Source organism: Agreia bicolorata (genome assembly GCF_000938265.1).
Classification (GTDB): Bacteria; Actinomycetota; Actinomycetes; order Actinomycetales; family Microbacteriaceae; genus Agreia; species Agreia bicolorata.
Genome location: NZ_JYFC01000002.1, coordinates 650,247 through 675,610 on the forward strand (window position 1 = coordinate 650,247; position 25,364 = coordinate 675,610).

General features: G+C 64.6%; 27 protein-coding genes, 1 tRNA gene and 1 riboswitch. Of the genes, 14 read left to right on the forward strand and 14 right to left on the reverse strand.

Annotation, left to right across the window (positions count from 1 at the left end; genetic code table 11):
• Positions 1 to 37: 37 nt before the first annotated feature.
• From ddaH to TZ00_RS06555, 3 genes are all read left to right on the forward strand, one after another.
• On the forward strand, positions 38 to 1,246 hold the full coding sequence (gene ddaH, locus TZ00_RS20485) for a dimethylargininase (RefSeq protein ID WP_044440095.1): 1,209 nt from the start codon (positions 38 to 40) through the stop codon (positions 1,244 to 1,246).
• Positions 1,247 to 1,414: 168 nt separating this feature from the next.
• Complete coding sequence (locus tag TZ00_RS06550) at positions 1,415 to 3,139, forward strand: ABC transporter ATP-binding protein (protein WP_084605943.1); 1,725 nt, start codon at positions 1,415 to 1,417, stop codon at positions 3,137 to 3,139.
• Positions 3,136 to 4,950, forward strand: a complete 1,815-nt coding sequence (locus TZ00_RS06555; protein WP_044440098.1) for an ABC transporter ATP-binding protein — start codon at positions 3,136 to 3,138, stop codon at positions 4,948 to 4,950. Before TZ00_RS06550 ends, TZ00_RS06555 begins: the two co-directional genes overlap by 4 nt.
• Before the next feature lie 7 nt (positions 4,951 to 4,957).
• Here the strand turns inward: TZ00_RS06555 and TZ00_RS06560 are convergent, their stop codons facing one another.
• From TZ00_RS06560 to TZ00_RS06570, 3 genes are read right to left on the reverse strand one after another with little or no spacing between them, the layout of a single operon-like run.
• Positions 4,958 to 5,362 (reverse strand): hypothetical protein, encoded by a 405-nt coding sequence (locus TZ00_RS06560; protein WP_044440099.1) that lies wholly within the window; start codon positions 5,360 to 5,362, stop codon positions 4,958 to 4,960.
• Complete coding sequence (locus TZ00_RS06565; protein ID WP_044440100.1) at positions 5,359 to 5,730, reverse strand: MGMT family protein; 372 nt, start codon at positions 5,728 to 5,730, stop codon at positions 5,359 to 5,361. Before TZ00_RS06565 ends, TZ00_RS06560 begins: the two co-directional genes overlap by 4 nt.
• Positions 5,731 to 5,747: 17 nt before the next feature.
• Complete coding sequence (locus tag TZ00_RS06570; RefSeq protein WP_044440101.1) at positions 5,748 to 6,200, reverse strand: GNAT family N-acetyltransferase; 453 nt, start codon at positions 6,198 to 6,200, stop codon at positions 5,748 to 5,750.
• Positions 6,201 to 6,331: 131 nt separating this feature from the next.
• On the opposite strand from TZ00_RS06570, the gene TZ00_RS06575 reads away from it, so the two are divergent.
• On the forward strand, positions 6,332 to 7,546 hold the full coding sequence (locus TZ00_RS06575; RefSeq protein ID WP_044440457.1) for an NADP-dependent isocitrate dehydrogenase: 1,215 nt from the start codon (positions 6,332 to 6,334) through the stop codon (positions 7,544 to 7,546).
• Positions 7,547 to 7,652: 106 nt separating this feature from the next.
• On the opposite strand, the gene nagA is transcribed toward TZ00_RS06575, so the two are convergent.
• The 3 genes from nagA to purU are packed head-to-tail and all read right to left on the reverse strand — an operon-like array spanning position 7,653 to position 10,055.
• Positions 7,653 to 8,801, reverse strand: a complete 1,149-nt coding sequence (nagA, locus tag TZ00_RS06580) for an N-acetylglucosamine-6-phosphate deacetylase (protein WP_044440102.1) — start codon at positions 8,799 to 8,801, stop codon at positions 7,653 to 7,655.
• Positions 8,801 to 9,163, reverse strand: a complete 363-nt coding sequence (locus TZ00_RS06585) for a YrdB family protein (RefSeq protein ID WP_238579600.1) — start codon at positions 9,161 to 9,163, stop codon at positions 8,801 to 8,803. The genes nagA and TZ00_RS06585 overlap by 1 nt, the downstream gene beginning before the upstream one ends.
• Before the next feature lie 22 nt (positions 9,164 to 9,185).
• Positions 9,186 to 10,055: a formyltetrahydrofolate deformylase gene (gene purU / locus TZ00_RS06590; protein ID WP_044440105.1), complete on the reverse strand. Its 870-nt coding sequence runs from the start codon at positions 10,053 to 10,055 to the stop codon at positions 9,186 to 9,188.
• A 199-nt stretch (positions 10,056 to 10,254) separates the two neighbouring features.
• Here purU and TZ00_RS06595 point away from each other — a divergent pair, with 199 nt between their 5' ends.
• The gene (locus TZ00_RS06595) at positions 10,255 to 11,490 is read left to right on the forward strand and encodes an MFS transporter (protein WP_044440107.1); all 1,236 of its coding nucleotides are present in this window, start codon (positions 10,255 to 10,257) and stop codon (positions 11,488 to 11,490) included.
• A gap of 40 nt (positions 11,491 to 11,530) precedes the next feature.
• Here the strand turns inward: TZ00_RS06595 and TZ00_RS18730 are convergent, their stop codons facing one another.
• Positions 11,531 to 13,447, reverse strand: coding sequence for a sigma-70 family RNA polymerase sigma factor (locus TZ00_RS18730; RefSeq protein ID WP_052521351.1), 1,917 nt, complete (start codon positions 13,445 to 13,447; stop codon positions 11,531 to 11,533).
• A gap of 142 nt (positions 13,448 to 13,589) precedes the next feature.
• Positions 13,590 to 13,671: riboswitch (ZMP/ZTP riboswitch) on the forward strand.
• 68 nt (positions 13,672 to 13,739) lie between these two features.
• On the opposite strand from TZ00_RS18730, the gene glyA reads away from it, so the two are divergent.
• The 6 genes from glyA (at position 13,740) to TZ00_RS06630 (ending at position 17,895) form a co-directional block, all read left to right on the forward strand.
• A complete protein-coding gene (glyA, locus tag TZ00_RS06610) occupies positions 13,740 to 15,023 on the forward strand; it encodes a serine hydroxymethyltransferase (protein ID WP_044440108.1) in 1,284 nt (427 codons plus the stop codon).
• Positions 15,020 to 15,904, forward strand: a complete 885-nt coding sequence (locus tag TZ00_RS06615) for a bifunctional methylenetetrahydrofolate dehydrogenase/methenyltetrahydrofolate cyclohydrolase (RefSeq protein WP_044440110.1) — start codon at positions 15,020 to 15,022, stop codon at positions 15,902 to 15,904. Before glyA ends, TZ00_RS06615 begins: the two co-directional genes overlap by 4 nt.
• Before the next feature lie 42 nt (positions 15,905 to 15,946).
• Positions 15,947 to 16,084 (forward strand): hypothetical protein, encoded by a 138-nt coding sequence (locus TZ00_RS19930; protein ID WP_161793737.1) that lies wholly within the window; start codon positions 15,947 to 15,949, stop codon positions 16,082 to 16,084.
• A 66-nt stretch (positions 16,085 to 16,150) separates the two neighbouring features.
• Positions 16,151 to 17,068 (forward strand): aldose 1-epimerase family protein, encoded by a 918-nt coding sequence (locus TZ00_RS06620; RefSeq protein ID WP_044440112.1) that lies wholly within the window; start codon positions 16,151 to 16,153, stop codon positions 17,066 to 17,068.
• 103 nt (positions 17,069 to 17,171) lie between these two features.
• Complete coding sequence (locus tag TZ00_RS06625; RefSeq protein WP_044440114.1) at positions 17,172 to 17,429, forward strand: hypothetical protein; 258 nt, start codon at positions 17,172 to 17,174, stop codon at positions 17,427 to 17,429.
• A gap of 142 nt (positions 17,430 to 17,571) precedes the next feature.
• Positions 17,572 to 17,895 carry a DUF7882 family protein gene (locus TZ00_RS06630; RefSeq protein WP_044440116.1) on the forward strand — a complete coding sequence of 108 codons (324 nt, stop codon included), beginning with the start codon at positions 17,572 to 17,574 and terminating at the stop codon, positions 17,893 to 17,895.
• Here TZ00_RS06630 and TZ00_RS06635 read toward each other — a convergent pair.
• The gene (locus tag TZ00_RS06635) at positions 17,890 to 18,681 is read right to left on the reverse strand and encodes an EI24 domain-containing protein (RefSeq protein ID WP_044440118.1); all 792 of its coding nucleotides are present in this window, start codon (positions 18,679 to 18,681) and stop codon (positions 17,890 to 17,892) included. The two genes, TZ00_RS06630 and TZ00_RS06635, sit on opposite strands and share 6 nt — an antisense overlap.
• A gap of 114 nt (positions 18,682 to 18,795) precedes the next feature.
• Between TZ00_RS06635 and TZ00_RS06640 the strand changes: the two genes are divergently transcribed.
• Positions 18,796 to 19,125: a hypothetical protein gene (locus tag TZ00_RS06640; RefSeq protein ID WP_139368637.1), complete on the forward strand. Its 330-nt coding sequence runs from the start codon at positions 18,796 to 18,798 to the stop codon at positions 19,123 to 19,125.
• A 16-nt stretch (positions 19,126 to 19,141) separates the two neighbouring features.
• Here the strand turns inward: TZ00_RS06640 and TZ00_RS06645 are convergent, their stop codons facing one another.
• The 6 genes from TZ00_RS06645 to TZ00_RS06670 all read right to left on the reverse strand — a co-directional run bounded on the left by TZ00_RS06645 (position 19,142) and on the right by TZ00_RS06670 (position 23,213).
• Positions 19,142 to 20,308 (reverse strand): MarP family serine protease, encoded by a 1,167-nt coding sequence (locus tag TZ00_RS06645; RefSeq protein WP_052521352.1) that lies wholly within the window; start codon positions 20,306 to 20,308, stop codon positions 19,142 to 19,144.
• Entirely contained in the window at positions 20,305 to 20,988 is a 684-nt protein-coding gene (locus TZ00_RS18735; protein WP_052521353.1) for a DUF4241 domain-containing protein, read from the reverse strand. Before TZ00_RS18735 ends, TZ00_RS06645 begins: the two co-directional genes overlap by 4 nt.
• Before the next feature lie 30 nt (positions 20,989 to 21,018).
• A complete protein-coding gene (locus TZ00_RS06655; RefSeq protein ID WP_044440121.1) occupies positions 21,019 to 21,906 on the reverse strand; it encodes an NAD-dependent epimerase/dehydratase family protein in 888 nt (295 codons plus the stop codon).
• Between the two features lie 160 nt (positions 21,907 to 22,066).
• A complete protein-coding gene (locus TZ00_RS06660; protein ID WP_161793738.1) occupies positions 22,067 to 22,681 on the reverse strand; it encodes a DUF4145 domain-containing protein in 615 nt (204 codons plus the stop codon).
• 111 nt (positions 22,682 to 22,792) lie between these two features.
• Positions 22,793 to 23,065: a hypothetical protein gene (locus TZ00_RS06665; RefSeq protein ID WP_044440123.1), complete on the reverse strand. Its 273-nt coding sequence runs from the start codon at positions 23,063 to 23,065 to the stop codon at positions 22,793 to 22,795.
• Positions 23,066 to 23,134: 69 nt separating this feature from the next.
• Positions 23,135 to 23,213 (reverse strand) — tRNA-Ala (locus tag TZ00_RS06670).
• A 527-nt stretch (positions 23,214 to 23,740) separates the two neighbouring features.
• Here TZ00_RS06670 and TZ00_RS06675 point away from each other — a divergent pair.
• Positions 23,741 to 24,868 (forward strand): hypothetical protein, encoded by a 1,128-nt coding sequence (locus TZ00_RS06675; RefSeq protein WP_152631100.1) that lies wholly within the window; start codon positions 23,741 to 23,743, stop codon positions 24,866 to 24,868.
• Positions 24,865 to 25,335, forward strand: coding sequence for a hypothetical protein (locus TZ00_RS06680; RefSeq protein WP_044440127.1), 471 nt, complete (start codon positions 24,865 to 24,867; stop codon positions 25,333 to 25,335). Before TZ00_RS06675 ends, TZ00_RS06680 begins: the two co-directional genes overlap by 4 nt.
• Positions 25,336 to 25,364: the final 29 nt, after the last annotated feature.

Sequence of the window (25,364 nt, forward strand, 5' to 3'; positions counted from 1 at the left end):
CGTCGTGCGCACAGAAACCCGAAGTAAGGTCGCACCCATGCATTTCCTCCGCCCGAGACCATTGATCGCGTCCGCTGTTGCGGCGCTGCTGGTCGCTGCGATCACGCACCTCGCCACGATGCTGTCGTTCTTCGTCGGTAATGATCCGCAGTCGATCGTGCTGCTGCAGATCAACAACTTCTTTGTGCCGGCGACGGTGATGCTCCTGCTGCTCGTCTTCGTCTTCACCATGGTCACCCGACTGGCGCGCTGGTATACGGCCGCCATCGCCGGTCTGGTATCGGGGGTCATCGCGGCTGTCGTGGGCACGGGCATCCAGACCCTGGTGCAGGGAAACGCACTCGATGGCCGCGTCATCGCCTACGTTCTCAGCACCCTCGGCAACATCAATCTCATCTTCGTTCTCACGGCCACGGTGGCCACGGCCACGCTGGGGCGTCGGGTGTACTCGGCGCTCAGCCATTCGGAGGTGCCGCCGCGCACTGTTTCCGGAACAGTTCTGGTGCGGCGGCCATCCGATAATCTCGCGGAGGGCATCGTGACGCACCTCGAGCGCGCCGAGGTCGACTCGGCACTCGCCGACGAGCAGTGGGAATCGTATGTCGCCGCTCTGATCGGTGCGGGGTGGAAGCCCGTCGAGGTCGAGCGTGCCGACGGGCTGGCCGACTCCGTCTTCGTCGAGGATTCCGTTGTGATGTTCGGTCGACTTGCCGTGCTGGCGAGTCCGGGCGCTCCGACCCGTGTCGCTGAGATCGACGGCGTGGAGAAGAGCGTTCGATCGCTCGGGCTCGATGTGACGCGCATCGTTCAGCCCGGCACTCTCGACGGCGGAGACGTGCTGAAGATCGAGAAGCGTGTGTATGTGGGGCGCGGTGGCCGCACGAACGCCGAGGGAATCAGACAGCTCCGGCACATTCTGAGCCCCCTGGGATACACCGTGATCGCCGTGCCGATCTCGAAAGTGCTGCACCTGAAGAGCGCGGTCACGGCGCTTCCCGACGGCACGGTCATCGGATATCCGCCGATCGTCGACGATCCCAAGATCTTCGACCGCTTTCTCGCCGTGCCGGAAGAGGCGGGCGCGCACGTCGTCATTCTCTCCGACGACACGGTGCTGATGTCGTCAGCCGCTCCCGAGTCGGCGCAGCTCATCGAGAGCCTGGGCTATCGAGTGATCGCCGTCGACATCTCGGAGTTCGAGAAGCTCGAGGCGTGCGTGACCTGTCTTTCGGTGCGAGTGCGCTGATCTGCTCGCCGAGCGTTGCGCACACGCACGACTCGAGAGTAGCCTGGGAGGCTGCCCGGATTCGGGCGGAATCCCACCCCCTTCTCTCGAGGTTTCTTCGTGTCAACGCCCCCGCCCCCGTCCACTCTGGCCTCCCTCGGACGGCTGTACCGCTACGCGAAGCCGGCGATGCCGCGCATCTACGTGGCGATCGTGGCGTCTCTTCTGGCGAGCCTCGTGGCGCTGGCGATTCCGCAGGTGATGCAGTGGCTGATCGACGGACCGCTCACGGGTACCGACGTCTCGCTCGTCTGGTTCTCGGCCGGACTGGTGCTTGCCTTGGGCATCGCAGAGGCCGGATTGATCGCCCTGCGCCGCTGGCTGGTGCTGACACCGGGAACCCATGTCGAGGCGCACATGCGCAACAGCCTCTACCGCCAGTTGCAGCGCCTCCCCGTCGCCTTCCATGACCGGTGGCCGAGCGGCCAGCTGCTGTCGCGCGCCATCGGCGACCTCAATCTGATTCGTCGGTGGATGGCCTTCGGCTTCGTGATCCTGATCGTGAACTCGCTGACCCTCGTGATCGGGTTCGTCATTCTGGTCTCTCTCAACTGGATCCTGGGGTTGATCTTCGTCGTCGCATCGGTTCCCGTGCTCATCTACGGCTACGCGTTCGAGAAGCGCTATTCCCTGGCTGCTCGCCGCGGACAGGATCAGCAGGGAGACCTGGCGACGGCCGTCGAGGAGAGCGTTCACGGCATCCGGGTTCTCAAAGCCTTCGGGCGCGGCTCGCACGCGCTCAAGCGGTTCGAGACGCAGGCTGAAGAGCTGCAGGGCACCGAGCTAGAGAAGGCGCGCGCTGTGGCCGGCATCTGGCTGTGGCTTCTTCTCGTTCCCGATGTCGCCTTCGCGGTGGCCCTCGTCGTCGGTGTGTGGCTGGCTCAGTCCGGCCAGTCGAGCGTGGGCGAGTTGGTGGCGTTCTTCGCGACCGGCACGGTGCTGCTCTTCCCCATCCAGTCGATGGGCTACTTCCTCGCCATGACGATCGACGCGAAGACCGCGACCAACCGCTTCTTCGAGGTCATGGACGAGACAAATACGATCGTCGACCCGGTGTCACCGAAAACGATCGCCAAGCCCGAGGGGCGGTTGGTCTTCGCCGACGCGCACTTCCGCTACCAGGATTCGCCGAGCCGCTTTCCCGATCTGCTCGACGGAATCGATCTCCTGATCGAGCCGGGGGAGACGATGGCGCTCGTTGGGCTCACCGGATCGGGCAAGACCACGCTCACCGCTCTGCCGACGCGTCTCTACGACGTCACTGGCGGTTCGGTCACGCTTGACGGCATCGACGTGCGCGATCTTGCGCTCGACGAGCTGCGAGCGCACATCGCTATGGCGTTCGAAGATGCGACGCTCTTCTCGGCGACGGTTCGCGAGAACGTGCTGCTCGGCAGGCCGGATGCGACCGATGCCGATCTCGAAGAGGCGCTCGACATCGCGCAGGCCCAGTTCGTCTTCGACCTGCCGAATGGGCTCGACACCCGCGTCGGTGAGGAGGGGCTGAGTCTCTCAGGAGGCCAGCGCCAGCGTCTCGCTCTCGCCCGTGCGGTGGCCGCGCGGCCGTCGGTCCTCGTGCTCGACGATCCGCTGTCGGCTCTCGACGTGACGACTGAGCAGCTGGTCGAGGCGGCCCTCCGCCGCGTGCTCGCGTCGACCACGGCGCTGATCGTCGCCCACCGACCCTCGACGGTGTCGCTCGCCGACAGGGTTGCCCTGATGCAAGACGGGCGCATCACCGCTGTGGGCACCCACAGCGAACTCATCGCGAGCAATGAGCACTACCGTTTCGTGATTTCGAGCCTCGACAACCAGACGCAGGCCCAGCCTGCACACACGGAGAACCCCTCATGAGCCAGTCCAGCGTCACCGGCACCAGCGGTGAGGAGCGCGATGACTTTTCGCGTGCCGAGAGCCGTCAGATCCGCGCCCGCAGCATCCATCTTTTGGGCTCTCTGCTCGCGCCACTCCGCGCCCGCCTGATTCTGGGCATCGTCGTGATCATCGTGTCGACGGCTGCGCAGGTGGCCGGTCCCGCCCTGATCGCGTTCGGCATCGACAGCGGCCTGCCGGCCCTGATGAAGAACGACTGGATGCCGCTGGCGCTCGCGGGAGCGGCATACCTCGCCACCGGCGTGATCGGCGCCGCTCTGGTCGCCTGGTTCACTGTTCTCTCCGCTCGCATCAGCCAGGCCGTGCTGCTCGACCTGCGACGCCGGGTCTTTCTCCAGACCCAGCGCCTCAGTCTCGAGTTCCACGAGAGCTACACCTCGGGTCGCATCATCTCGCGTCAGACGAGCGATCTCGATTCAATCCGCGAACTGCTCGATTCGGGAATCAACAACCTGGTTCAGGGCGTGTTGTACATGGTCTTTGTCGGCGTAGCCCTGCTTCTGGTCGATCCCCTCAGCGCAGCGGTCCTTGCCGTGTCTCTCGTTCCACTCGCGATCCTCACGCGATGGTTCCAGCTTCGATCGCAGCGGGTTTTCCGTCAAACACGCACAGCCTCGGCGAACGTCATCGTCAAGTTCGTTGAGACGATGACGGGCATCCGAGCGGTCAAGGCGTTCCGTACCGAGCCGCAAAACGAGCACGTCTTCGGCGAACTGGTCGAGGAATATCGTCAGGTGAACGCCAGGGTCATCCGCCTCTTCGGAATCTACAACCCAGGGCTCGTTCTCATCGGCAATGTGACGGTTGCCGTCGTGCTGCTCGTGGGCGGCCTGCGTGTCTTCGAGGGTCAGCTGGCGGTGGGAGCGCTGCTCGCCGTGGTGCTCTACACCCGTCGGTTCTTCGATCCGATGGAGGACATGGCGATGTTCTACAACTCCTATCAGTCGGCGGCGGCCGCCCTCGAGAAGATCTCAGGCGTTCTCGAGGAGCGCCCCAGTGTTCCCGATCCGACGACCCCGATCGACCTCTGGACGTCGAAGGGCCATGTGCGGTTCTCGGATGTGGAGTTCGCCTATTCCGGCGATCGCGTCATCCTGCCGACCTTCGATCTCGATATTCCTGCGGGTCAGACCATCGCCCTCGTCGGGTCCACCGGTGCCGGCAAGTCGACGCTGGCGAAGCTGGTGTCGCGGTTCTACGACCCGACCACGGGCGAGGTGTCGCTCGACGGCGTCGACCTGCGCGCGCTGCATCCGAAGGATCTGCGCCGAGCGATCGTTATGGTGACACAGGAGGCTTATCTGTTCTCCGGAACGGTCGCGGACAACATCGCCATCGGCAAACCCGAGGCCTCATTCGACGAGATCAAGGCGGCGGCCAGAGCAGTCGGTGCCGACGGGTTCATCGAGGGTCTGCCGAATGGCTATGAAACCGATGTGAACAAGCGGGGAGGGCGTGTCTCGGCCGGTCAGCGGCAGTTGATCTCGTTCGCGAGAGCGTTCCTGGCCGACCCGGCCGTCCTCATCCTCGACGAGGCGACGGCATCGCTCGACATCCCGAGCGAGCGCCTCGTGCAGGATGCGCTGCAGACGCTGCTGGCTGATCGCACGGCGATCATCATCGCGCACCGCCTCTCGACCGTTGCAATCGCCGATCGCGTTCTGGTCATGGAGCACGGGCGGATCGTCGAAGACGGAACTCCGGCCGATCTCATCGCCGGAACGGGACGTTTCGCTACACTCCACGCCTCGTGGCGTGAGTCGCTGGCGTGAGCGAGGGCTACGGAGTCCAGGCGAAGATGTTCTGCCCGACGACGTAGATGTGCCAATCGCCTGAACAGGTGATGGCGGCGTCGGTCGGAATGGATTCGACCCACCAGGTGTCGTCGAGGGCAGGGGTGCTGGCGCTGGCACAATCCGAGCCGATCGGAGCGGCGAGGGGAGCCGGGATGCTGTATCCCAGGATCTTGGTGTTGTCCGCGGTGTCGGTCTTGATACGAATCGTGGTGGCGTCGGCCTGCACGAAGTCGGGCAGCGCGACGTTGCCGGTCGCGCCGGATGCCTCGGGCTGCGTCGCGTAGATGGCGCTCTCGATGGGCGGATTGATCGCATTCGCCAGCGTGCATCCACTGAGGAGCGCGGTCATGGCGAGGACGGGGGCGGCAACAAGCAGACGACGCTTCACTGCTGCTCCTTCTGTTGGCTGACAGGACTGTTGGTCGATGGTTCAGATGGAATCCACCGTGCTACAGCGTAGTCGACGCGATAGCCGCAGCCTGTCGACGTACGTACGAGAGGGGTCGCCTCTGCCAGGTAGTGCTCACGGGCACTGGCTTCATGGCCTGTCGGCGGATGTCCGCCGGATCGAAGCACGCGCCACCACGGATGCTCGCCACCGGACTCCCTGAGCACGGCGCCTACACGTCGCGAGGCGCGTGAGCCCAGCATCGACGCGACCTCGCCGTATGTCAGAACCTGGCCGGGCGGAATGGAATCGACCAGATCGAGCACGTCGAGGGCGAACTCGTGCGGCGAAGAGCCAGTCGTGCCCACAGCGGGAGAGTCAGAGATCAGAGGGAGAGTGCGGCGATGGTCTCGCCGTACTGCGTCTCTCCGATGCTGGAGAAGCCGAGACGGTAGAAGAAGGCCTCCGGGCCGTCTTCGCCCGGCTCGAACATCACGGTGATGCGGTCGTAGCCGCGGGAGCGTGCCTCCTCGGCGAGCGAGAGAACCGCGAAGCGGCCCACTCCTCGGCCCTGGGCCGTCGCCGCCACGTTGATGCTCCAGATGCAGCCCTTGAATTCTTCGTGATCGCTGTCGGGATCGAAGTTGCCCTGGATGAAGCCCACCACGTCGTCGCCGTCGAGCACGACACGGGGCCAGGCAGTGATCGGGTTGACGTACGCCTCGGCGATGGAGTGCGAAACGGGCGCCACATACTGTTCCTGGCCGGGCTTCAGCGTGAGCGAATTCGCCGCCACGATGTTGCTCGCCGACAGCTCAACCAGTCTCAATTCACCCATGGGGCAAGGCTAGTCCGCCTCGAAGGCGCCCGCCACCTTCATCTCTGCGAGAGACATATATCTCGACGTAGAGATATATCTGCGAGCGGCTAAGCTGTGGAACAGTCCGAAAACACGTGAAGGAGTGGCCGTTGTCCAAGATCAAGGTTGAAGGAACCGTCGTCGAACTCGACGGAGACGAGATGACACGAATCATCTGGCAGGCGATCAAAGACACCCTGATCCATCCCTATCTCGATATCAACCTCGAGTACTACGACCTCGGCATCGAGAACCGTGACGCGACCGACGACCAGGTCACCATCGACGCGGCCCACGCCATCCAGAAGCACGGCGTCGGTGTGAAGTGCGCGACGATCACGCCGGATGAGGCCCGCGTCGAAGAATTCGGCCTCAAGAAGATGTGGAAGTCGCCGAACGGCACGATCCGCAACATCCTGGGCGGCGTCATCTTCCGCGAGCCGATCATCATTTCGAACATCCCGCGCCTGGTGCCCGGATGGAACAAGCCGATCATCATTGGCCGTCACGCGTTCGGCGACCAGTACCGCGCCACGGACTTCGTGTTCAAGGGCAAGGGCAAGCTCACGGTCGAGTTCACCCCGGAGGACGGCTCCGAGCCGATGAAGTTCGACGTCTACGATGCACCCGACGACGGCATCGCGCAGGTTCAGTACAACCAGGACGCGTCGATCCGCGACTTCGCACGCTCCAGCCTCAACTACGGCCTCAGCCGCAACTACCCGGTCTACCTGTCGACGAAGAACACCATCCTCAAGGCCTACGACGGTCGTTTCAAGGACATCTTCGAGGAGATCTTCGAGGCCGAGTTCAAAGAGAAGTTCGAGGCCGCGGGCCTCACCTACGAGCACCGTCTCATCGACGACATGGTCGCCTCGGCCATGAAGTGGGAGGGCGGTTACGTCTGGGCCTGCAAGAACTACGACGGAGACGTGCAGTCGGACACTGTAGCCCAGGGCTTCGGCTCGCTCGGCCTCATGACCAGCGTGCTCAGCGTGCCCGACGGATCGGTCGTCGAAGCGGAGGCGGCTCATGGAACCGTGACGCGTCACTACCGCATGCACCAGCAGGGCAAGCCCACGTCGACCAACCCGATCGCCTCGATCTACGCGTGGACCCGTGGCCTGTCGCACCGAGCGAAGCTCGACGACAACCCGGCCCTGGCCGAGTTCGCCGAGACCCTCGAAGACGTGGTCATCAAGAGCGTCGAGGCCGGCCACATGACGAAAGACCTCGCGCTGCTCGTGGGACCGGAGCAGAAGTGGGAGACCACGGAGGAGTTCCTCGACACGCTCGACAAGAACCTCGCGGCCCGTCTGGCATAGCGTTCACTCGCAGAACGAATCGGCGTCGCGCCTCCCCACTGAGGGAGGCACGGCGCCGATTTTGTTGTGGCGGTCAGACGAGGACGCGATGGCCGGGTAACCGCCGTCACACCAGGCGCAGGCCGTTCGCGAACACCTCGGTGGATCGCCACTGCTCGTCGAGCAGCACCGCGTCGGCCGCATATCCGGGACGCAGATAGCCCAGCCGCTCGTCGAGACCGAGGGCACGGGCCGGGCTGGCGGTGACCGCCCGAACGGCGAGAACGGGATCGATCTGTGCGAGTTCGATTGCGTTGGCAAGAGCAGCGTCTTGCGTGAGGGTCGATCCGGCGAGAGTATCGGTGCCGCTCAGCATCGCCTCGCCGTGCGACACGGTCACATCGAGTGAGCCGAGCCGGTATTGGCCATCGGGGGATCCCGCCGCGGCCATGGCGTCGGTGACGAGAATGACGCGATGAGGCGCAGCCAGAAATGCGAGCCGCACGACTTCGGCATGGACATGCACGCCGTCGAGGATGAGCTCGAGGGCGACCCGCGGGTCTTCGAATGCCGCGATGACCGGGCCGGGAGCCCGGTGGTGGATGGGCCGCATGGCGTTGAACGCGTGGGTCAGCACCGTGGCGCCGTGTTCGAAGGCCCTCTTGGTGACGTCGAGTCCCGCATCCGTGTGCCCGACCGCCACGACGACCCCCGCGGCCACGAACCGGTCGATGGCGTCGATTGCGCCCGGCAGTTCGGGCGCGATCGTGATCTGCCTCAGTGTGCCGCCGGATGCCTGCAGCAGCGCCCCGACGGACTCCGCCTCGGGCGCCACCAGATGGTGAGGGTCATGGGCGCCGCGGTGCAGTGGAGAGAGAAATGGGCCTTCGAGATGAGACCCGAGGATGAGCGGGTCGCGCGAGGCAAGGTCTGCGATGCCCCTGAGGCTGTCGGCCAGACGATCGAGGGGGTTCGCGACGAGGCTCAGCACCGACCGGGTCGTTCCGTGCGCACGATGCACTGCGAGAGCCGTGCCGATGGACGCCGCGCCGTCGTCGAACGAGGCCCCGCCTCCTCCGTGCTCGTGAAGATCGATGAATCCGGGAGTCAGCCAGCGGCCGCGTGCGTCGACCCTCGCGCTATCGGCGACCGAGGGAGCAAGCGCTTGCCAACTGTCTCCGGTGCCCGTCGTCGCGATCGTGTCGCCGACGAACAACACCCAGAAGTCGTCGACGATTCCATCGGCGTCGAGCTTACGAGCGCCGTGCAGCAGCATCAGCTGAATTCTTTGCGTCCGTAGAGCACGCCGCTTACGGCCGCCACCACGCCGAAGACAGCCGCGACGATCGGCTGCCCAAGAGCAAGCCAAGAGATGGCCGCCGACCCCATGATGAGGATCTCGATGAGGGCTTTGCCGAACGCGTCGAGCCGCACGACGGCGCGAGGCGAGCGGAACAGGGCCCAGACGAGGATGGCGAAGATGGGGGTGGCGATGCCCAGGATCACGTTGAGCCAAGGCCCGGGCCACGCAAGGAACCCCCAGATACCGAGGCTCACGAATGCGAACAGTTCGAGAACGAACCGGATCACCTCGTTGGCGCCAATTCTGTCGACGGCAGACTCCATCTGTTGATTCACGGTTCCCAGCGTACCGATCGCGTCAGCGGAAAATGATCGTGCGGGCGCCGTCTTGCAGCACCCTGTGCTCAGAGAACCACTTGACCGCCTGCGTCAGAGTTCGGCTCTCTTCGTCTTGACCGATCGACACGAGTTCTGCGGCGGTTCGTGAGTGATCGACCCGCACGACGTTCTGCTCGATGATCGGACCCTCGTCGAGGTCGCTCGTCACGAAGTGCGCCGTCGCGCCGATCAGCTTCACGCCGCGCGCGTGAGCCTGCTTGTAGGGATTCGCGCCCTTGAATCCGGGCAGAAAAGAATGATGGATGTTGATGGCCCGGCCGGCGAGAGCGGCGCAGAGTTCTGGAGAGAGGATCTGCATGTACCGCGCCAAGACGACGAGTTCGACGTCGTGCTGCTCGACCACCTCGAGAACCCGACGCTCGAACGCGGCCTTGCCCTCGGCATCCGTGACCGGCATCGATTCGAACGCGACGCCGTAGAACCCGGCGAGCTCGGCGAGAACGGAGTGATTGCTCAACACGAGCGGAATGTCGACGGCGAGCTGGCCCGCGCGCTGGCGGAACAGCAGATCGTTGAGGCAGTGCGCAGCCGTCGATCCGAGAACGAGGGTGCGCAGCGGGCGACCGACGACATCGAGCTGCCAGTCCATGTCGTAGCGCTCGATCACAGGAGCGAGGGCATCTTCGAAGACGGCACGATCGGAGTCGGACTCGACCTGCAGGCGCATGAAGAACCGGCCCGTGTCAGCACTCGAGAACTGCTGGCTCTCGGTGATGTTGCCACCCGATGTCACGACCGCTCCGCTCACCGCGTGCACGATGCCGGGGAGGTCGGCACAGACGAAGGTCAACACCCAATGGGAACTCGTCAACGTTCTCGCCTCTTCCATACGATTCTGCCTCCCGATACACTAGCGGGTGGCCGACGGATCTCGTTCGGCCCCGGGCATGCACGACGTCGTCATCGGTTCCTGAGGCCTGGTGCCCGTCGTGCGGCATCGTCCGATCCTTTCCGATGCCGCCCTCGTCAGGCTGGCGTGACGCCGCCTCTGTTCGCCTTCTTTCGTTAGTTTGGTTCGTTCAACCGCAGTGACTCAGCCGTTCACCTCTCCTATTGCCGTCGTCCCCTCAGGTGCCCCCGGGCGACCGTTTCCCTGGGGCGGGCTTCTCGTGCTCGCCTCCGCCGTCTTCCTCTCAGTGACAGCCGAGATGCTGCCGACAGGCCTTCTGCCCGAGATGAGCAAAGAACTCGGGGTGGGCGAGTCGCAGATCGGCCTTCTCGTATCTGTCTTCGCGTTCGCGGTCGTGCTCACGAGCATCCCGCTGTCGCGCCTCACCCGAAACGTGTCTCGGCACCGCCTCATCGTGCTCGTTCTCATCGTGGTCTCGCTGTCGAGCGCGGTCACCGCGATCGCGCCGACCTTCGAGATTCTCGTGGGCGCCCGCATCGTGGGAGGAATGGCGCACGGACTCTTCTGGGCCGTTATGGGCGCGTACTCGGGATATCTAGTACCCAAAGAGCAGCTCGGGCGGGCTGTCGCCATCACCACCGGCGGAGGCACGCTCGCGTTCGTACTCGGTGTTCCTCTCGGCACCGTTCTCGGCCAGGCGATCGGATGGCGCAGCGCCTTCGGAGCGATCGCTGTTCTCTGCATCATCGGAGCCGCGCTGATGCTCTGGCTGCTGCCCCGGGTCACGCGCCCGGCCAAGTCTGACGCGCTGCCTGAACGGCATCCGTCGGGCCGTCGCAAGCTGGATGCGACGGTTCCCGCCGTGGCCCTGCTGTGCCTGCTGGCCGCCGTCATCATGATCGGCCACTACTCCTTCTACACCTTCATCGCCCCTTATCTCACCGGCGAACTCGGTGTCGAATCGAGCCAGGTGGGTCTGCTGCTCGCGATCTTCGGTCTGGCCGGCGCGGGAGGACTTCTGCTCGCCGGCACCGTGTTCGGTCGTCGCCCCACTCTCGGCGTTGTCATCGGGGTCGCCGTTACTGCCGTCTCTGTTACCGTCATGGCGGTGTTCGCGGCGAACCCCGTGATTGCGATCCCCGCCTTCGTGCTGTGGGGACTCGTCTTCGGAACCCTGCCGCCGCTGCTCGGCGCCCGACTCTTGCACATCGCATCGGTCGACATCCGTGACACCGCCAGCGCGTTCTATTCGACGTCGTTCAACATCGGCATCGGCGGGGGAGCACTCGTCGGAGCAGCCCTGCTCGACGGCTTCGGACTGACGTCGTTGCCCGTGGCGTATCTCATCACGCTCGGGCTGGCTGGTGTTCTTCTTGTGGCGGGGGAGCTCTACTCGCGCCGCGCTCGCGGCTGACTCGGCTCGTTCCCTGAGACTCAGGGCAGCAAACGCGCGATCATAGAACGTTGTACGTGATCCACGTTGTGATGCCGAACCGAGAGGTGTTGGGGTCGAAGTAGCGCATTCCGACCCGTGTCTCACCGGATTGGTCAGCCGTGAACGATCCGGTCCACGATCCGGCCGGGTTGCCGATTTCTCCGAGCACGTGGATGTCTGGGCGCACCACGATTTCGCCGTCGATGTCCCTCAGCCTCTGAAAGCTCTTGCCGTCTGCCCCGGTGACCGTCAGGTCGTAGGGCTGGCCCAGGGGAATGCCCTGACCGTTCGGCGCGGGATCGTCGATAGAAGGACCGTTGAGCACGGTCAGATGGTGGGTCATGGCGGAGTCTGAGACCGCACCGCCGGTCGTGGTCTGTCGAACGTATGCATCCCTGCCCTCGGGTGCTCCCGTGATCGAGGAGCCGAAGTCGTTTATGGTCCACGACCCTGTTGTGCCAGCGACGGTGGATGCGAGCACATTATTCGCAGAGTCGACGATGTCGACGGTGGCACCCGGTTCTGCCGTGCCCGAATACTGCGGGAATGTCAGTAGATCGTCGTTCTGAACAAAGCTCGTAACGGTCGGAGCAAGGGGATCCTGCGGGTCGACCGGTGGGGTCGTTGGTTCGACCGGCGGCTGGGACGGCTCGACCGGCGGGGACGTTGGAACGGGCGTTTTCTCGGGTTCGGCTGGTTCCGTGGGCGGTGTCGGTTTAGTGGGTGTGGCCGGAGGCTGCGGTTGCTCTGGAGGGGATGTCGGCTCTGTCGTCGGTGCTGGTGCTGGTGCTGGTGCTGGTGCCGGTGCCGGTGCCGTGGTCTGCTGAGGCTTGACCGCGGGGGGAGCGGCTACCGTGGCGGAGTCGTCGTCGGACGACGCGTCGCTCGAGGTGGCGGTTGTGCTCGCGGGTGCGTTCCACAGCCCGGGACCGAGGGTCACAGCAGCGACGACCGTGGCCGCCAGTGCCAGCGCGCCGACGACGCCACCGACGACGACGGCGGCGCCGAGTGCCGTGCCGCCACCGGAGGACGAGGACGACGAGGATGTGCCGCTGTTCGGCGCGACAGCGTTTGACGATCCTCCGACGACGTTTCTGGGAAGTTCAGCAGCGGCAGCCATGCCGCCCGCTGCCCCGCTGCCCGCCTGGGTCCAGGACAGGAATCCGGCTGCCCCTGACACGCCGGCAGCCAGGGGAAGAAGGACGAGGGCGAGGCGCGATCCGACCTGGCGGGCCTCGTCGGCGACGATCGAGCATGATGTGCAGCCGCTGAGGTGCTCGCGTACGCGCTTCGATTCTCGCGCGCCGAGAGTGCCGCGGGTGAATGAACCGAGACGCTCGATGGCCACGGCGCATTCGGGGTCGGTCGTGCGCTGGAGGTGGGCCTGGATCCAGGCTTGTCTTAGGCCTTCGCGCGCGCGATATGCCAGCGCGGAAACGGCATTGGCCTTCATGCCGAGGAGAGGGGCGATCTCCGCCGAGGTGAGCTGCTCGACCTCGCTGTACCAGAGGGTTTCCTGCCAGCGAGTGGGCAGGCTGCGGAACGCGTTCACGGTGAGACTCTTGTCGAGTGCGGCGAGCGATGCGTCTTCTTCTGTCGACGGATCGGCGATGAGATCGAGATCTTCACTGGCGTCGGCGTTCTTGGCCCTGGCCCACTGCATCGACACGTTCCGGATCGTGGTGAACAGATAGGGGCGGAATGCCGCGGTTGGGCCCCCACCCGCCGAGATGGCCTGGAACACTCGGGCGAATGCCTCGGAGAGGAGATCGTCGGCATCGAAGCGGTGACTTCGAGCCACGGCGCGGCCGGCGCGGGAGTGACGGACCCACAACTCGCCGAACGCGGCCGAGTTGCCTTCGCGGGTGTACTCGACCAGCTCCATGTCTGATGCGTCGCCGAGCGACCGGGAATGCGGATCGAGGTGGGCGGCCATCAGGCGCACACTCCTTTTTTCAAGGGGAATAGGACGAATACTGCAGGGGTCCCCATTCCCCCCTCACGCGTTAAAGACACGCGAGGGCGACGTCTATGACGCCACTTGTACCAGAAATCTTAGTGGATGGCTGTTGTAGGCTTCTTTCTGTCGCAACTGGCGTTCAGATGGTCACCATCGGGAAGCGACTGACACGAATTCGGCCGCGCGCCTGGGTCGATCCGGATACTGCTTCACCCCGTCGTTCGCGCGGCGGCATCTTTCCGTTTCTGTCATTTTTTAGGAGCCAGCCTTGCCTGATCACACGTCTTCCTCATTCAACGAGCCCCTCGAAACAGTCGATCCTGAGATCTACGCCGTTCTCGAGAAAGAACTCGGTCGCCAGCGCGACACGCTCGAGATGATCGCCAGCGAAAACTTCGTTCCGCGTGCCGTGCTGCAGTCGCAGGGATCGGTTCTCACGAACAAGTACGCGGAGGGGTACCCGGGGCGCCGCTACTACGGCGGCTGCGAATTCGTCGACATCGCGGAAGAACTGGCCATCGCTCGGGCGAAGAGCCTCTTCGGCGCCGAGTACGCCAACGTGCAGCCGCACTCCGGCGCCACGGCCAACGCGGCCGTTCTCTCCGCGATCGCCACTCCGGGTGACACCATCCTCGGACTCGAGCTGAGCCACGGTGGGCACCTCACCCACGGCATGAAGCTCAACTTCTCCGGCAAGCTCTACAACGCGGTCTCGTACGGAGTTGACCCCGAGACGTTCCTCGTCGACATGAACGTGGTGCGCGACAAGGCCCTCGAGCACCGCCCTCAGGTCATCATCGCGGGATGGTCGGCGTACCCCCGTCACCTCGACTTCGCGGCGTTCCGGGCCATCGCCGACGAGGTGGGCGCCAAGCTGTGGGTCGACATGGCGCACTTCGCCGGGCTGGTCGCTGCGGGCCTTCACCCGTCGCCCGTGCCCTTCGCCGATGTCGTGTCGTCGACCGTGCACAAGACCATCGGCGGCCCCCGCTCTGGCTTCATCGTCAGCCGCGATACAGAGTTGGCCAAGAAGCTCAACTCGAACGTCTTCCCCGGACAGCAGGGCGGGCCGCTGATGCACGTCATCGCGGCCAAGGCGACCGCGTTCAAGCTGGCTGCCGAGCCCGAGTTCCGTGACCGCCAGCAGCGCACGATCAACGGCGCGCGCATTCTCGCCGAGCGGCTCACTGCCGAAGACTCGCGCGCCGGCGGTCTCGACGTTCTTACGGGTGGAACCGAGGTGCACCTCGTGCTCGCCGATCTGCGAAACTCGCCCCTCGACGGGCAGCAGGCCGAAGACGTGCTGCACGAGGTGGGCATCACGGTCAACCGCAACTCCGTGCCGTTCGATCCTCGCCCCCCGATGGTGACCTCCGGGCTGCGCATCGGAACGCCCGCACTTGCGACCCGTGGATTCGGAGACGTCGAGTTCACCGAGGTTGCCGACATCATCGCCGCCGCGCTCAAGCCCGGTGCCGACACGGCTGGCCTGCGCACCCGCGTCTCCGCGCTGGCCCAGGCGTTCCCCCTCTACCCGGGACTCGTTCAGTGACGGCCGTCGTCCTCGACGGCGTCGCCACGGCGTCGGCGATCAAGGCGGAGCTCGCCGAGCGTGTCGTTGAACTGAAGAAGCAGGGTATCCACCCGGGCCTCGGAACGCTTCTGGTCGGCGACGACCCCGCATCCCGTTCGTACGTTGCGGGCAAGCACCGCGACTGCGCCGAGGTCGGCATCGAGTCGATCCGAGTCGATCTGCCGGCCACGGCGAGCGAGCAAGACGTACGAGACGCCATCGTGGCGCTGAACGCCGATCCTCGCGTTACGGGCTACATCGTGCAGCTTCCCCTGCCGAACGGCATCGACGAGAACGCCATGCTCGAGCTCATCGATCCGGCGAAGGACGCCGATGGCCTGCACCCGACGAACCTCGGGCGTCTGGTGCTCACGGTCGATCCCGCGTCGAGCTCCGGCCGCCCCGCCCCGCTTCCGTGCACGCCCGCGGGAATCGTGGAGATTCTGCGTCGCTATGACATTCCGCTGAGCGGTCAGCACGTGGTGATCGTCGGCCGCGGACTCACTGTCGGCCGGCCTCTGGGGCTGCTGCTCACCCGCAAGGGCATCGACGCAACCGTGACGCTCACGCACTCACGCACGCGTGATCTCGAAGCCGAGGTGCGTCGCGCCGACGTCGTGGTCGCGGCGGTCGGAGTTCCCGGTCTCATCAAGGCCGAATGGATCAAGCCCGGTGCAGCCGTGCTCGACGTGGGCATCAGCCGGGTCGTCGACGCCGAGACCGGCAAGGCCAGGTTGAAGGGCGACGTCGATCCCGGTGTGGCGGATGTCGCCGGCTTCCTGTCGCCGGTTCCCGGTGGCGTGGGGCCCATGACTCGGGCTCTGCTGGTACAGAACGTGGTCGACGCCGCGACGCCGTAGTCGAGGCGCGAGAGCACGACCCCACCAAAGAAGGAGGAACGCATGACGCACGAACATCCCAAGCCTCACGATCCGGGCAAGAAGACGGTCGACGAGAAAGTGGACGCCGTTCTCGAGGAGATCGAAGAGTCGTTCCCGACCGACCCTGAACCCACCGACGGGCCGGCGCCCGCCGCCTGACCCGGCATGTCGCCCGGCCCTCGGCATCCGGATGCCCGGGGTCGGGCGACACCGTAGGCTTGTGTCGTGAGAGCAGCGACAGGCACCCAGTTTTCCGTGGAATTCGGCGATTCCCGAGCAACCATCACCGAGTTGGCGGCGGGCCTTCGCGGCCTTGTGCTGGGCGGCGTCGAGATCGTTCGGGAGTACCCCGAGCAGTCGTTGCCACCCATGGGGCAGGGCATGGTTCTCGTGCCCTGGCCCAATCGCATCGCCCAGGGCGCTTGGGTGCTCGACGGCGTCACACAGCAGCTCGACATCACCGAACCCTCGACCGGAAACGCCACTCATGGTCTGCTGCGCAACACGGCTTACACGGTCGCCGAAGAGGGGGAGGGCTTTCTGACGCTGAACGCCCGCGTCTTCCCTCAACACGGCTATCCGTTCCTCCTCGACACGTCCGTGAGCTACGAGCTCAGCGAAGCAGGACTCACCGTGACGCACGCCATCACCAATGAGTCAGATGCGCCGGCGCCGGTGGCGGTCGGTGCGCACCCGTACTTCGTCATCGGATCGATCCCGACCGAAGACCTGATGCTCACCATCGCGGCCGACACGGTCTACGAATACGATGACGCGTTCATTCCGACCGCCGAGGTTCAGGTCGAGGATGCCGGACTGGATCTGCGCGCCGGTCGACGTCTGGCTGACGTCGACCTCAACCACGCGTTCGGCTCGTTGACGGGAACGGGTGGACAGAACATTCACTCCCTCGTGTCGCCCGACGGCCAGCGGGTCGAACTGTGGACCGATTCGAACTTCGCCTACGTTCAGGCTTACAATCCCCGCCAGTTCCCTTTCGAGACGGGAACGGGGATGGCCATCGCGCTGGAACCGATGACCGCTCCGGCCAATGCGTTCAACACGGGCGAGGGCCTTCGCTGGCTCGAGCCCGGAGCGTCATGGATGCTCAGCTGGGGCGTGCGCTACCGCCCCGCTTCGTAACGCGGCGCCCGTAGCGGGTGGCGGAGGCTCCGTAAACCCCTTGTTGGGGGTGATCGCCGCGCCTAGCCTGAAGACATCAAGCAACTCTGAAAGGAGTGGATTTATGTCTCTCGTCATCGACAGCACGCCGTCGGCGCCGACGGCCTCCGACTCCGTCGCAACAGAAGGTGCCACGACGCATCTCCGTTGGCAACTCGTCTTCGACGGGGTGTGGCTCGCCCGTCGAGACGGACGATTCGCCGGAATGGTACAGGGCCTGCCTGGCCACCCCGCAAAACTCACGGATGCCTGCGGCTATCTCTGCGGTCTCTATAGATCCGTCGACGACGCGAAAGGCGCACTGCTCGCCCTCTCGCGATAGTCGAGCACTCGGATCGCATTGCACAGATGGTTCTGAATTGGCAACCCTGAAAATTAGGCATTTCCAGCGACTACCTTGGTAGGAGAGCTCACGTGGAATTGGATCCGCGTGGGCCTTTTGTCAGGAACGGACGTTTTTTCACATGGGCAGACTGATCTACGGCACCGGAGACACCGACGTCGAGTTCGAGGATCGGCTGCTCGCCCACCTCAAAGTGGTGATTTCGACCAAGCTGCGGCGCAATGAGGCATTTATGCTGTCGTGGGAGCACGGAACCGAAGAAGGCAGCGGTCGCAGCACCATCTGGATCCACCCGTCGATTCCCCTCCACTTCCGCTTCTACGGCAACAAGGCGCCGGCGCTCAACCGCGTCTGGATTGAGGATCTGATGCTCGCTGCCAACAGCACAGGTGGCCTCAGACCGGTTCCGGAGCCCGACGAACACGCCGAGCCCGGCGCCTCATAGAACGGCGACGCCAGGCGTGTCGTCTTCTGCGAGCGCCTGACGTGAGAGCAGCGCTCCTCCGGCGACCGCAGCGGGCATAACGAAGACGGCGCCGAGCGGAATAAGGAACACGAGATAGCTCGCCACCCCGAAGCCGAGAGCGGTCGGCCTCATGGCGGCCAGTGCCTGTCGTCGCTGACGTAGCGAGCGACCCCGCGCGTCGAAGGCCTTGCCCGTCAGCTCCACGGCGAGGAACCATCCGGCGATCGCCGCGCCCAGCACCGGAACGACTGTCTGGCCCACGACGGGTATGAATCCCAGGGTGAAAAGGCAGATCCCCAGGAGGGCGGTGGCGAGCAGGATGCGCAGTGCATCGACGACGCCACGCAAGACAGACGGCCAGAACGCCGTCTCCACCTCGTTGCGGATGCCGCCCAGCCGGTTCTCGACGCTTCGCCAGATCTTCTCGTAGAACGGGTCTCCGACGGCAAGAGTGATGGCCGTATAGGTGTAGACGACAAGGAGGGCGCCGAGAGCGAGGAAGGCGATGACGGCGGTCACGCGCAACGTCGTTCGCCAGCCCTCGTCCCACTCGTCGGCGAACGGCGTCGCCCACTCGGCCAGTGTCGGAGCGTTGATGAACAGCACGATGAGCACAGCGGCATAGACGACAGCGACGATGAGGGCGGGCAGAGCCCCGAAGAGCATGAGTCGCGGATCGCTTCCCCACATCTTCAATCCACGGCCGAGGTACGCGACGCCGTCGAAGAACTGGCGTGTGACACTTCGAGCAGATGATGGCGACATGGGTCTTCATCGTACGGGCGCCGCTGAAGCGAACAAAGCGCGGCGCTGTTACCTCAGGAGGAGAGTTGCCACAATGCCCGGGTCGAGGGCATCGCAATGCGTAACCCTTGAAACATGAAAAGGATGAGCTACGCGGGTGGGACGTTCGTCACGAGCGACGAGGTGGCAGACGCTCTTGTGCATTTCTCGGCAACTGTCCCGCGCAATCGTCGCAATCAGGTGGTGCTGGTGCCCGGCTTCGACGCAGACGGCATGCCGACCCCGGTGGCGCTGGTTCTGGGGCCGAGCAGCCAGATAATGAGTCAGCATGAGGCCGTTTCGTACGCTGAGCCCGAAACGCAGGGAGTTGCCGAGCGGGTGCGTGAGCAGGCGCAATCGCACGAGAACATTGCGCGCATCGACAGCGGTCATGGCAGAGCGAACCTCGACTACGACGTGTTCTGAGTAGCCGGAGACCGGATCAGGCCGAGCACGCTCCGGTGCTCACCGGCGCCGTCAACCCCGACGCCTGCGCGGCCACGGGCGAGAGCTCCTGCATCGTGAGCGCATAGCCGACATTGCTAACGGTGCTGGCTCGCGCAAAGACCACGCCCGCGACCTGCCCGTCGACAGTGAGGAGCGGACCGCCTGAGTTGCCCGGCTCGATGTCTGCGGCCAGCGTGTAGGCATCTCGCGTTGTGCCGACCGCACCGTCGGCGATCAGCTGCAGGGGGCCCGCAGCTATGACCTCGGCTCCGGCGATCGAGAAGGGTCCGCCGAACGGGTAACCGGCGACGACCGCGGGGCTCCCGGGCTGCAGAGTAGCTGTTAGCGGAAGAGCATCTGCGGGTAGACCATCGACCGCTATCACGGCGAGATCCGCCGCAGGGTCGAAGTAGACGATGCGACCCGATCGCGGCGATTGGCCGGGAACCTCGACTACAGGCTCGGAGATTCCCGCCACCACGTGGGCATTCGTGACGACTCTGTCCGTTGCAACCGCGAAACCGCTCCCCGACATGGTGACGCCGCACTCGTATGCCGTTCCGGTGATGCGCACGATCGATCGGGCTGCAGCGGTGAGGGCGGGGCTGTCGGTGCTGATCGTCGGAATCGACGGAGCCGTTGTCGGCGCCCCCAGCGCGTCGATGACCCACGGTGCGCCATCCGTGACCGCGGCGGTGCGCAACTGGGCCAGGAAGTTCGTGACCTGAGGGGGAACGATGCCGTCGATGGTTCGCAGGATCGACGACGACGCGATGGCCTGGGTGAGTGGCGCGACGCCGAGAGTCGAGACACCGGATGCGACGGTCACCACGACGAGCGCGGCTGCGACACCGCTGCCGATGAATCCGAGCGCACGGTCGACGAAGCGGAGTTTCGCCTTCGCGACGCCTCGACCGATCGCCCGTCCGATCGTGGCCCCGAGCAGATATCCAGCGGTGACCAAGACGAACGCCGTGCCGATCACGCCGGCGATTCGCCACTCGGGCTCAGGAATCCAGGCGACGACGGGCGGGATGGCGAAGTACGCGGCCACGCCCCCGGCGATCACTCCGGCGAGCCCGAGCAGCGATCTCACGATGCCCAGACGGTACCCAGCCACGGCGCCCGCGATGAGCACGATCACCACGATGACGTCGATCACCGGCGGGCCTCGTCGCTCTCCGCCGGCGGAGTCGTGACCACCTGCAGATCGATGTGCACGCCGGTGAGGCGACCCTCGGCATCCAGGGTCTGAACGACCGGGTAGACGCCGTCGCCCCAGCCCGAGTGAGCGAGGACGACGTTCTCACCCGCCGTAGCGAGCGGCATCTCGATGTTTGCGGCACCTGGCCGGAGCGGCGTCTCGGCATCCATGATGTCGAACCACGACCCGGGTTCGCCCGTGTTGAACACCTCGTCGTACCAGTCGTCGCCGTCGCCCGGCATCGACGTCTCGACGGCAGCGGCGTCGAAGAAAGCGACCGTTCCCGCGTCGACGGCGACCCCGAAGTACGAGCCGTTTTCAGGTGGCCCGTCGGGCCCGTGCACAGGCTCGATGGAGGCGGCGGGCGCGTCGGAGAGGATCAGCGACAGGTAGGCCTCGCGGAGGTGCGAGCCGTCTTGCTCGCTCGATACGTCTGCGATCGTGACGGCGACCGGGTAGTCACCCGGCGGAATCTGCACGGTGAGGGGCAGATCGAGGGCGACGAAGGGGTCGGCGGCCCCAAGAGTTCCCGATGGAACGCGCAGAATGCCGAGGTCATGCACCGTCAAGACGCCCGGGGAACCCGTGACGAGCGGGGCAGGGCCGGAAGCGAGAGCGAAGAAGTCGGAGAGCTGCACCGAACAATGATGCCAGCACGGCATTCGGATTTACTTCGAGATGAGCAGGTCGCTGAGCCCGAAGCCTCCACGAGGCGGCAGCGCCGCGCGGATCTGTTCTGCGGAGAAGTCGAGCCGAGGGCGGAGATCGTGCGGCAGCTCGGGCGTCGGGGGAGTGGCGACGGACACGCCCTCGGCGAGCATCGTCGCCTGGGCCTTCGCGATCAGGGGAACTTTCATGGTCGACTCCGTGAGCTGCGCGATCACCCGAATCGCCCAGACGGGTGCCGGAACGATGAGCACTCGGCGACCGACGAGACGCGCGACACGTCGCACTGCCTCGCTCAGCAGCAGCTCCTCGTGCCCGGTCACGGCGACCGTCGCGTTCGGCAGGCGCCCCTCGATGGATGCGACGAGCACGTCGACCATCTCGCTCACGGGAATCGGGCGGATGCTCTTCTCTCGCAGTCCGACAGTAGCGAAGAGCGGCAGCGTCTGAACGGAGTGGCTCAGATGGTCGACGAGATGATCGCCGTGCCCATAGATCATTCCGGCTTTCAGTACGGTGAAATCGAGGCCGCACGAGCGGATCATCTCTTCGGCCGCCCATTTCGATTCGTGATACGCCGAACCGCAGTCGGCACGCGCTCGGAGGAAGCTGAGCATCACGATGCGTGCGACACCGGCGCGCTTGGCGGCCTCGATGACCGCGCGGGTTCCCTCGATGTGCACTTTGTCGTACGTCTGATCACCGATCTCGCGGTTGATGCCGGCGCAGTGGGCCACGGCGTCGCATCCGGCGAACGCGGCGGCCAGAGCATCGATATCGGTGATGTCGGTGCCGGTTCGGCGCGAGACGAGAACGACCTCGTCTGGGGCGAATCGTTCGGCGAGATGGCGGCCGACGAAGCCGGCGCCGCCGGTGATGGCGATCTTCACATGCCTCCTCGCCGCACAATCAGTGCGGAAAAATCTCAGATCCCGACGGCAGCCTGAAAGCTGAACTCAAGGCACTGCTCGCCTGAGCCGGCAACCACCGCTTTACAAGAGCGGTGAGCAACAAGGGGCAGTCCAATCGGGCTGCCCCTTCCCAGTGGGGCTACTGCTTGTTGCTCGGCAGCTTAGATAGCGCGCTCTCCCGCACTCCGTCCGGTAGCTTCTCGAAGAAGCCACGCACGCGCTTCGGCTTCGTCACGAGCTCATCCACTAGCTCGTTGATGGCCTCGAACATCGCCTCGGCCAGCTCGGTCCCGCCGTCGTCGAGGTAGATCGCAACGAGCCCATCGGCCTCGTCGTCGACGTGGACGGCCTTGTTCCCGACGTGGCGTAGGACCGTGAGTAATTCCCATAGCGATGAGCTGACCCGCGACTCCATACGCGCGATTCGTTCGTCGAGTTGTGTCTTGCCGGCTTCGGGGTCGAGGGTGCGGAGAAGGCGTTCCAGGGTTGCGCGTCCGAGAGCGGCGCCAGCTCGCCGGCTGTGCGGCAACACCTGCCGCGCTTCCTCGTAAAGAACGGCAGCATTCGCTGGCATGTCATTCGCGGGTGGCGGTATGAGGCTCGCTGACGGGTACATCAGGACATCGTTTCGCCACACGGACATCTGATTGCACGATTCGCACCGGCTCATCGTCCAGTCGCCGTCGAAGCCCATGGAATGTTGGGTGTCGTAAACATGGTGCGAGGCGCCGAACGCCTTGTAGAAGACTTCCAACCAGGTCTGCGCAGCAAACGCCTCACATCGCGGACAAACGAAGCGGGGTTCGTCTTTTGCAGGAGCATTCCTGTTACCTGTCATGGCTCACACCCTAGCGACGAAGATGGCTCAGCGACCGACGAACAGTGCCACGACAGCGACCATCACCGCGACAACAGATAGGCCAGTCGTCATGACAGTCAGCCAGTACGTGCGCTTCGCCAGCTCCTGGGTCTCAGCTGCCAGCCTGTTGCTCGCCTCAGTCGCGCGCTCACGAGATCGACGCTCGAGCTCGTCCATGTAGTACGCCGTGCCCACGACAGTGTGCACCGCGTGCCCGTCGTGCTCGGCGATCAGTTCCTCATCAGTTCGGGCCCGCAACTGCTCAATCGAATAGCTCATGCCAGCACCGTAGCTCTAAGGGGACGGAGAAAAGGGAAAGGTCTGGGAGCACAACACTCCCAGACCTCCCAAACCCCGACAGGATTCGAACCTGCGACCTCCAAGGTGCGAACCAAGGCGCTCTGTCCAGCTGAGCTACGGAGAGTCTGTGCGACCAAGTCGCGTCATCAGCCTACTGACGCGACGACTTCAATCGTTCCCCCCCACTTCTGGGCACAGTACGACCTACCGCCGCTTTTGAGGATTCGCCGAAAGGTACGAGCTCACACCGCCGTCGAACCCCGGAGCATCAGGAGCCATCCCCCCCCGGCCTTCAACGCCGACCGCTTCGCGTTCTGCTGCTCGCTGCGCGCGCAGGTCTGGGGGGTTCGTTTTTCGGGGTCCGAGAGGCTCCGATCCCTGTAACGGCGGGGATCTGACCCGATCTGAGGAGCCGAAAACAGGCCTTTTCGACGCCTAAACTGGCAGTTTTTGGCTCTTTTCGGGGCAAGAATAGGCGCCTTATCAGGGATTTCGGGCGTCCAATTGAGAATTCGATCGGCGGGATCGCCCGACGGTGGCCGTCCGAGTAGGGGCGCTTGACCATTCCGGACGAGCGGGCTCCATGGGACCGGAGAGTGGAGGCGAGTTGCTCTTTCGCGGGGCAGGGTCGTCTGGTTGCGCTATGTTCAGTGCGTGGATGGGCGCCCGATCTTTGCGAAGATCACACTCTCGGGGGAACGATTCGCCGGCGGCATTTTGCCTGTCGGTTCCCTCAGCGAGCTGCAGCGTTACCAAGAGGTTGTTCTGCATCTAGCCGAGATCGAATGGCATCGCGAGCACCCGAACCAAGACTTACCCGATGACTTCGCTGATGATTTCCAGCTAGTGATCGAGGGCATCAACGATGGAAGTGCGGAGGTGTTGCTCGCGCTCGAGCAGCGCACCGCTTATGTCGAGTACCAAGAAGAAGCACGATCGGCGTTCGAAGTCGCGATCTCAGCGGCGTACGGCGACCAACCGATTCCAGAACTCCCCACGGCAGTTGCTGAAGAGGTAGCCGGTATTGGGTCGACGCTGGCTCCCAATCAACGTCTGTCGTTCTACCCCGCGGACGATTCAATACCCCCGACGGTTGTGACCGTAGAGACACGCGTCCAGGCCGTCGAGAAGCTGCAGTTGGCCACCTTCTGGGCGACAGAGGACCCCGATACGTCTAACCGTCTTGTGGCGACTCCTGACGTCATCGCCGGACGGATTGTTGAACTCGATCCCGACAAGCAGAGCTTCCGGTTCAATAGTTTGCAGTTCGGGGAGATGCGCGCTCACTATAAGAATGCCGATCTCACCGCGGACATGCGGGCGCTTCTGGACTCGACCTCGGAGGCGCCAGTAACGCGCCTCGAGGGCGTCGTTCAGTACAGGAACGGTCAGGCCTGGCGTATCAAAGACACGTTCGCGGTGGCGAGACTTGAACTTGACGAGCGCTCGTGGACGGGGCGCGTCGCCTCGTTGGCCGGCCTCCGCCCCGGGTGGGGAGACGACAGCAGTTCGCAGGCGATTTCCTTCGTTGCGCTCGATGCCGCACGCGAGATTATGACGCGCGTAGAGGACTCCAACGGGGTCTTGCCGTCGGTGTTCCCGGTCGAAGAAGGCGGGGTACTTCTCGAATGGGCTAACCCCGACGAAGTGAAGAGCATCGAGATTGGCCCGGACGGAGACTTCGAGCTGTTCCACCTGCCACCACGCTCGTTCGATTCCACCTACGAAGAGACCACGGACCTCGCCGCGGCGATCAAGTTTGCTCTCGGTGGTACAGAGTGAAGATCAGGGATGTCGACATAGGCGAAGGACAGTCGCTCTTGACGGAAGACTTCGATGAGGTGCTCTACCGCCAAATGACCGAGCACGTGTTCGACGTCGACAAGAGAGTGCCGGCCAGTCATGCATTCGGGCCATCGACAGCTGACCATGGAATGCCTTCCTACTCGCGCTCGACTTTGATCAGCGCCCAGGATGCTCGAAATTGGCACACGTCGTCGGCAAAGTCGCCGTCATTCGGTGTTTTTGGTGTCTCGACCGGCGAGGTTATCGAGGCCGGCACGGTGGCCTTAGACGACTCGGAGTCGCCGGATCAAAGCGGAGACGTGAAAGCTCCGGCTCACTGCTTCGTTGACTACCGCGGCCTAGCCAAGCCCGATATAAAGCTGGTCCGTGCGGTCCTTCTTCGGCACGCACTGTCCCGCCGGGAGATCCCGACAGTGCACCAGGACGAGGTGACCCTCATCTAAGTGCTGCCGTGGCTGGTATGCACGTTTGC

What these genes read in the sequence shown, in the direction of transcription:
- ddaH (WP_044440095.1), top strand. Translation starts at nt 38, where the DNA reads ATGCATTTCCTCCGCCCGAGACCATTGATCGCGTCCGCTGTTGCGGCG.
- TZ00_RS06550 (WP_084605943.1), top strand. Translation starts at nt 1,415, where the DNA reads ATGCCGCGCATCTACGTGGCGATCGTGGCGTCTCTTCTGGCGAGCCTC.
- TZ00_RS06555 (WP_044440098.1), top strand. Translation starts at nt 3,136, where the DNA reads ATGAGCCAGTCCAGCGTCACCGGCACCAGCGGTGAGGAGCGCGATGAC.
- TZ00_RS06570 (WP_044440101.1), bottom strand. Translation starts at nt 6,200, where the DNA reads ATGGGTGAATTGAGACTGGTTGAGCTGTCGGCGAGCAACATCGTGGCG.
- nagA (WP_044440102.1), bottom strand. Translation starts at nt 8,801, where the DNA reads ATGCTGCTGCACGGCGCTCGTAAGCTCGACGCCGATGGAATCGTCGAC.
- purU (WP_044440105.1), bottom strand. Translation starts at nt 10,055, where the DNA reads ATGGAAGAGGCGAGAACGTTGACGAGTTCCCATTGGGTGTTGACCTTC.
- TZ00_RS18730 (WP_052521351.1), bottom strand. Translation starts at nt 13,447, where the DNA reads ATGGCCGCCCACCTCGATCCGCATTCCCGGTCGCTCGGCGACGCATCA.
- TZ00_RS19930 (WP_161793737.1), top strand. Translation starts at nt 15,947, where the DNA reads ATGACGCACGAACATCCCAAGCCTCACGATCCGGGCAAGAAGACGGTC.
- TZ00_RS06625 (WP_044440114.1), top strand. Translation starts at nt 17,172, where the DNA reads ATGTCTCTCGTCATCGACAGCACGCCGTCGGCGCCGACGGCCTCCGAC.
- TZ00_RS06630 (WP_044440116.1), top strand. Translation starts at nt 17,572, where the DNA reads ATGGGCAGACTGATCTACGGCACCGGAGACACCGACGTCGAGTTCGAG.
- TZ00_RS06635 (WP_044440118.1), bottom strand. Translation starts at nt 18,681, where the DNA reads ATGTCGCCATCATCTGCTCGAAGTGTCACACGCCAGTTCTTCGACGGC.
- TZ00_RS06640 (WP_139368637.1), top strand. Translation starts at nt 18,796, where the DNA reads ATGAAAAGGATGAGCTACGCGGGTGGGACGTTCGTCACGAGCGACGAG.
- TZ00_RS06665 (WP_044440123.1), bottom strand. Translation starts at nt 23,065, where the DNA reads ATGAGCTATTCGATTGAGCAGTTGCGGGCCCGAACTGATGAGGAACTG.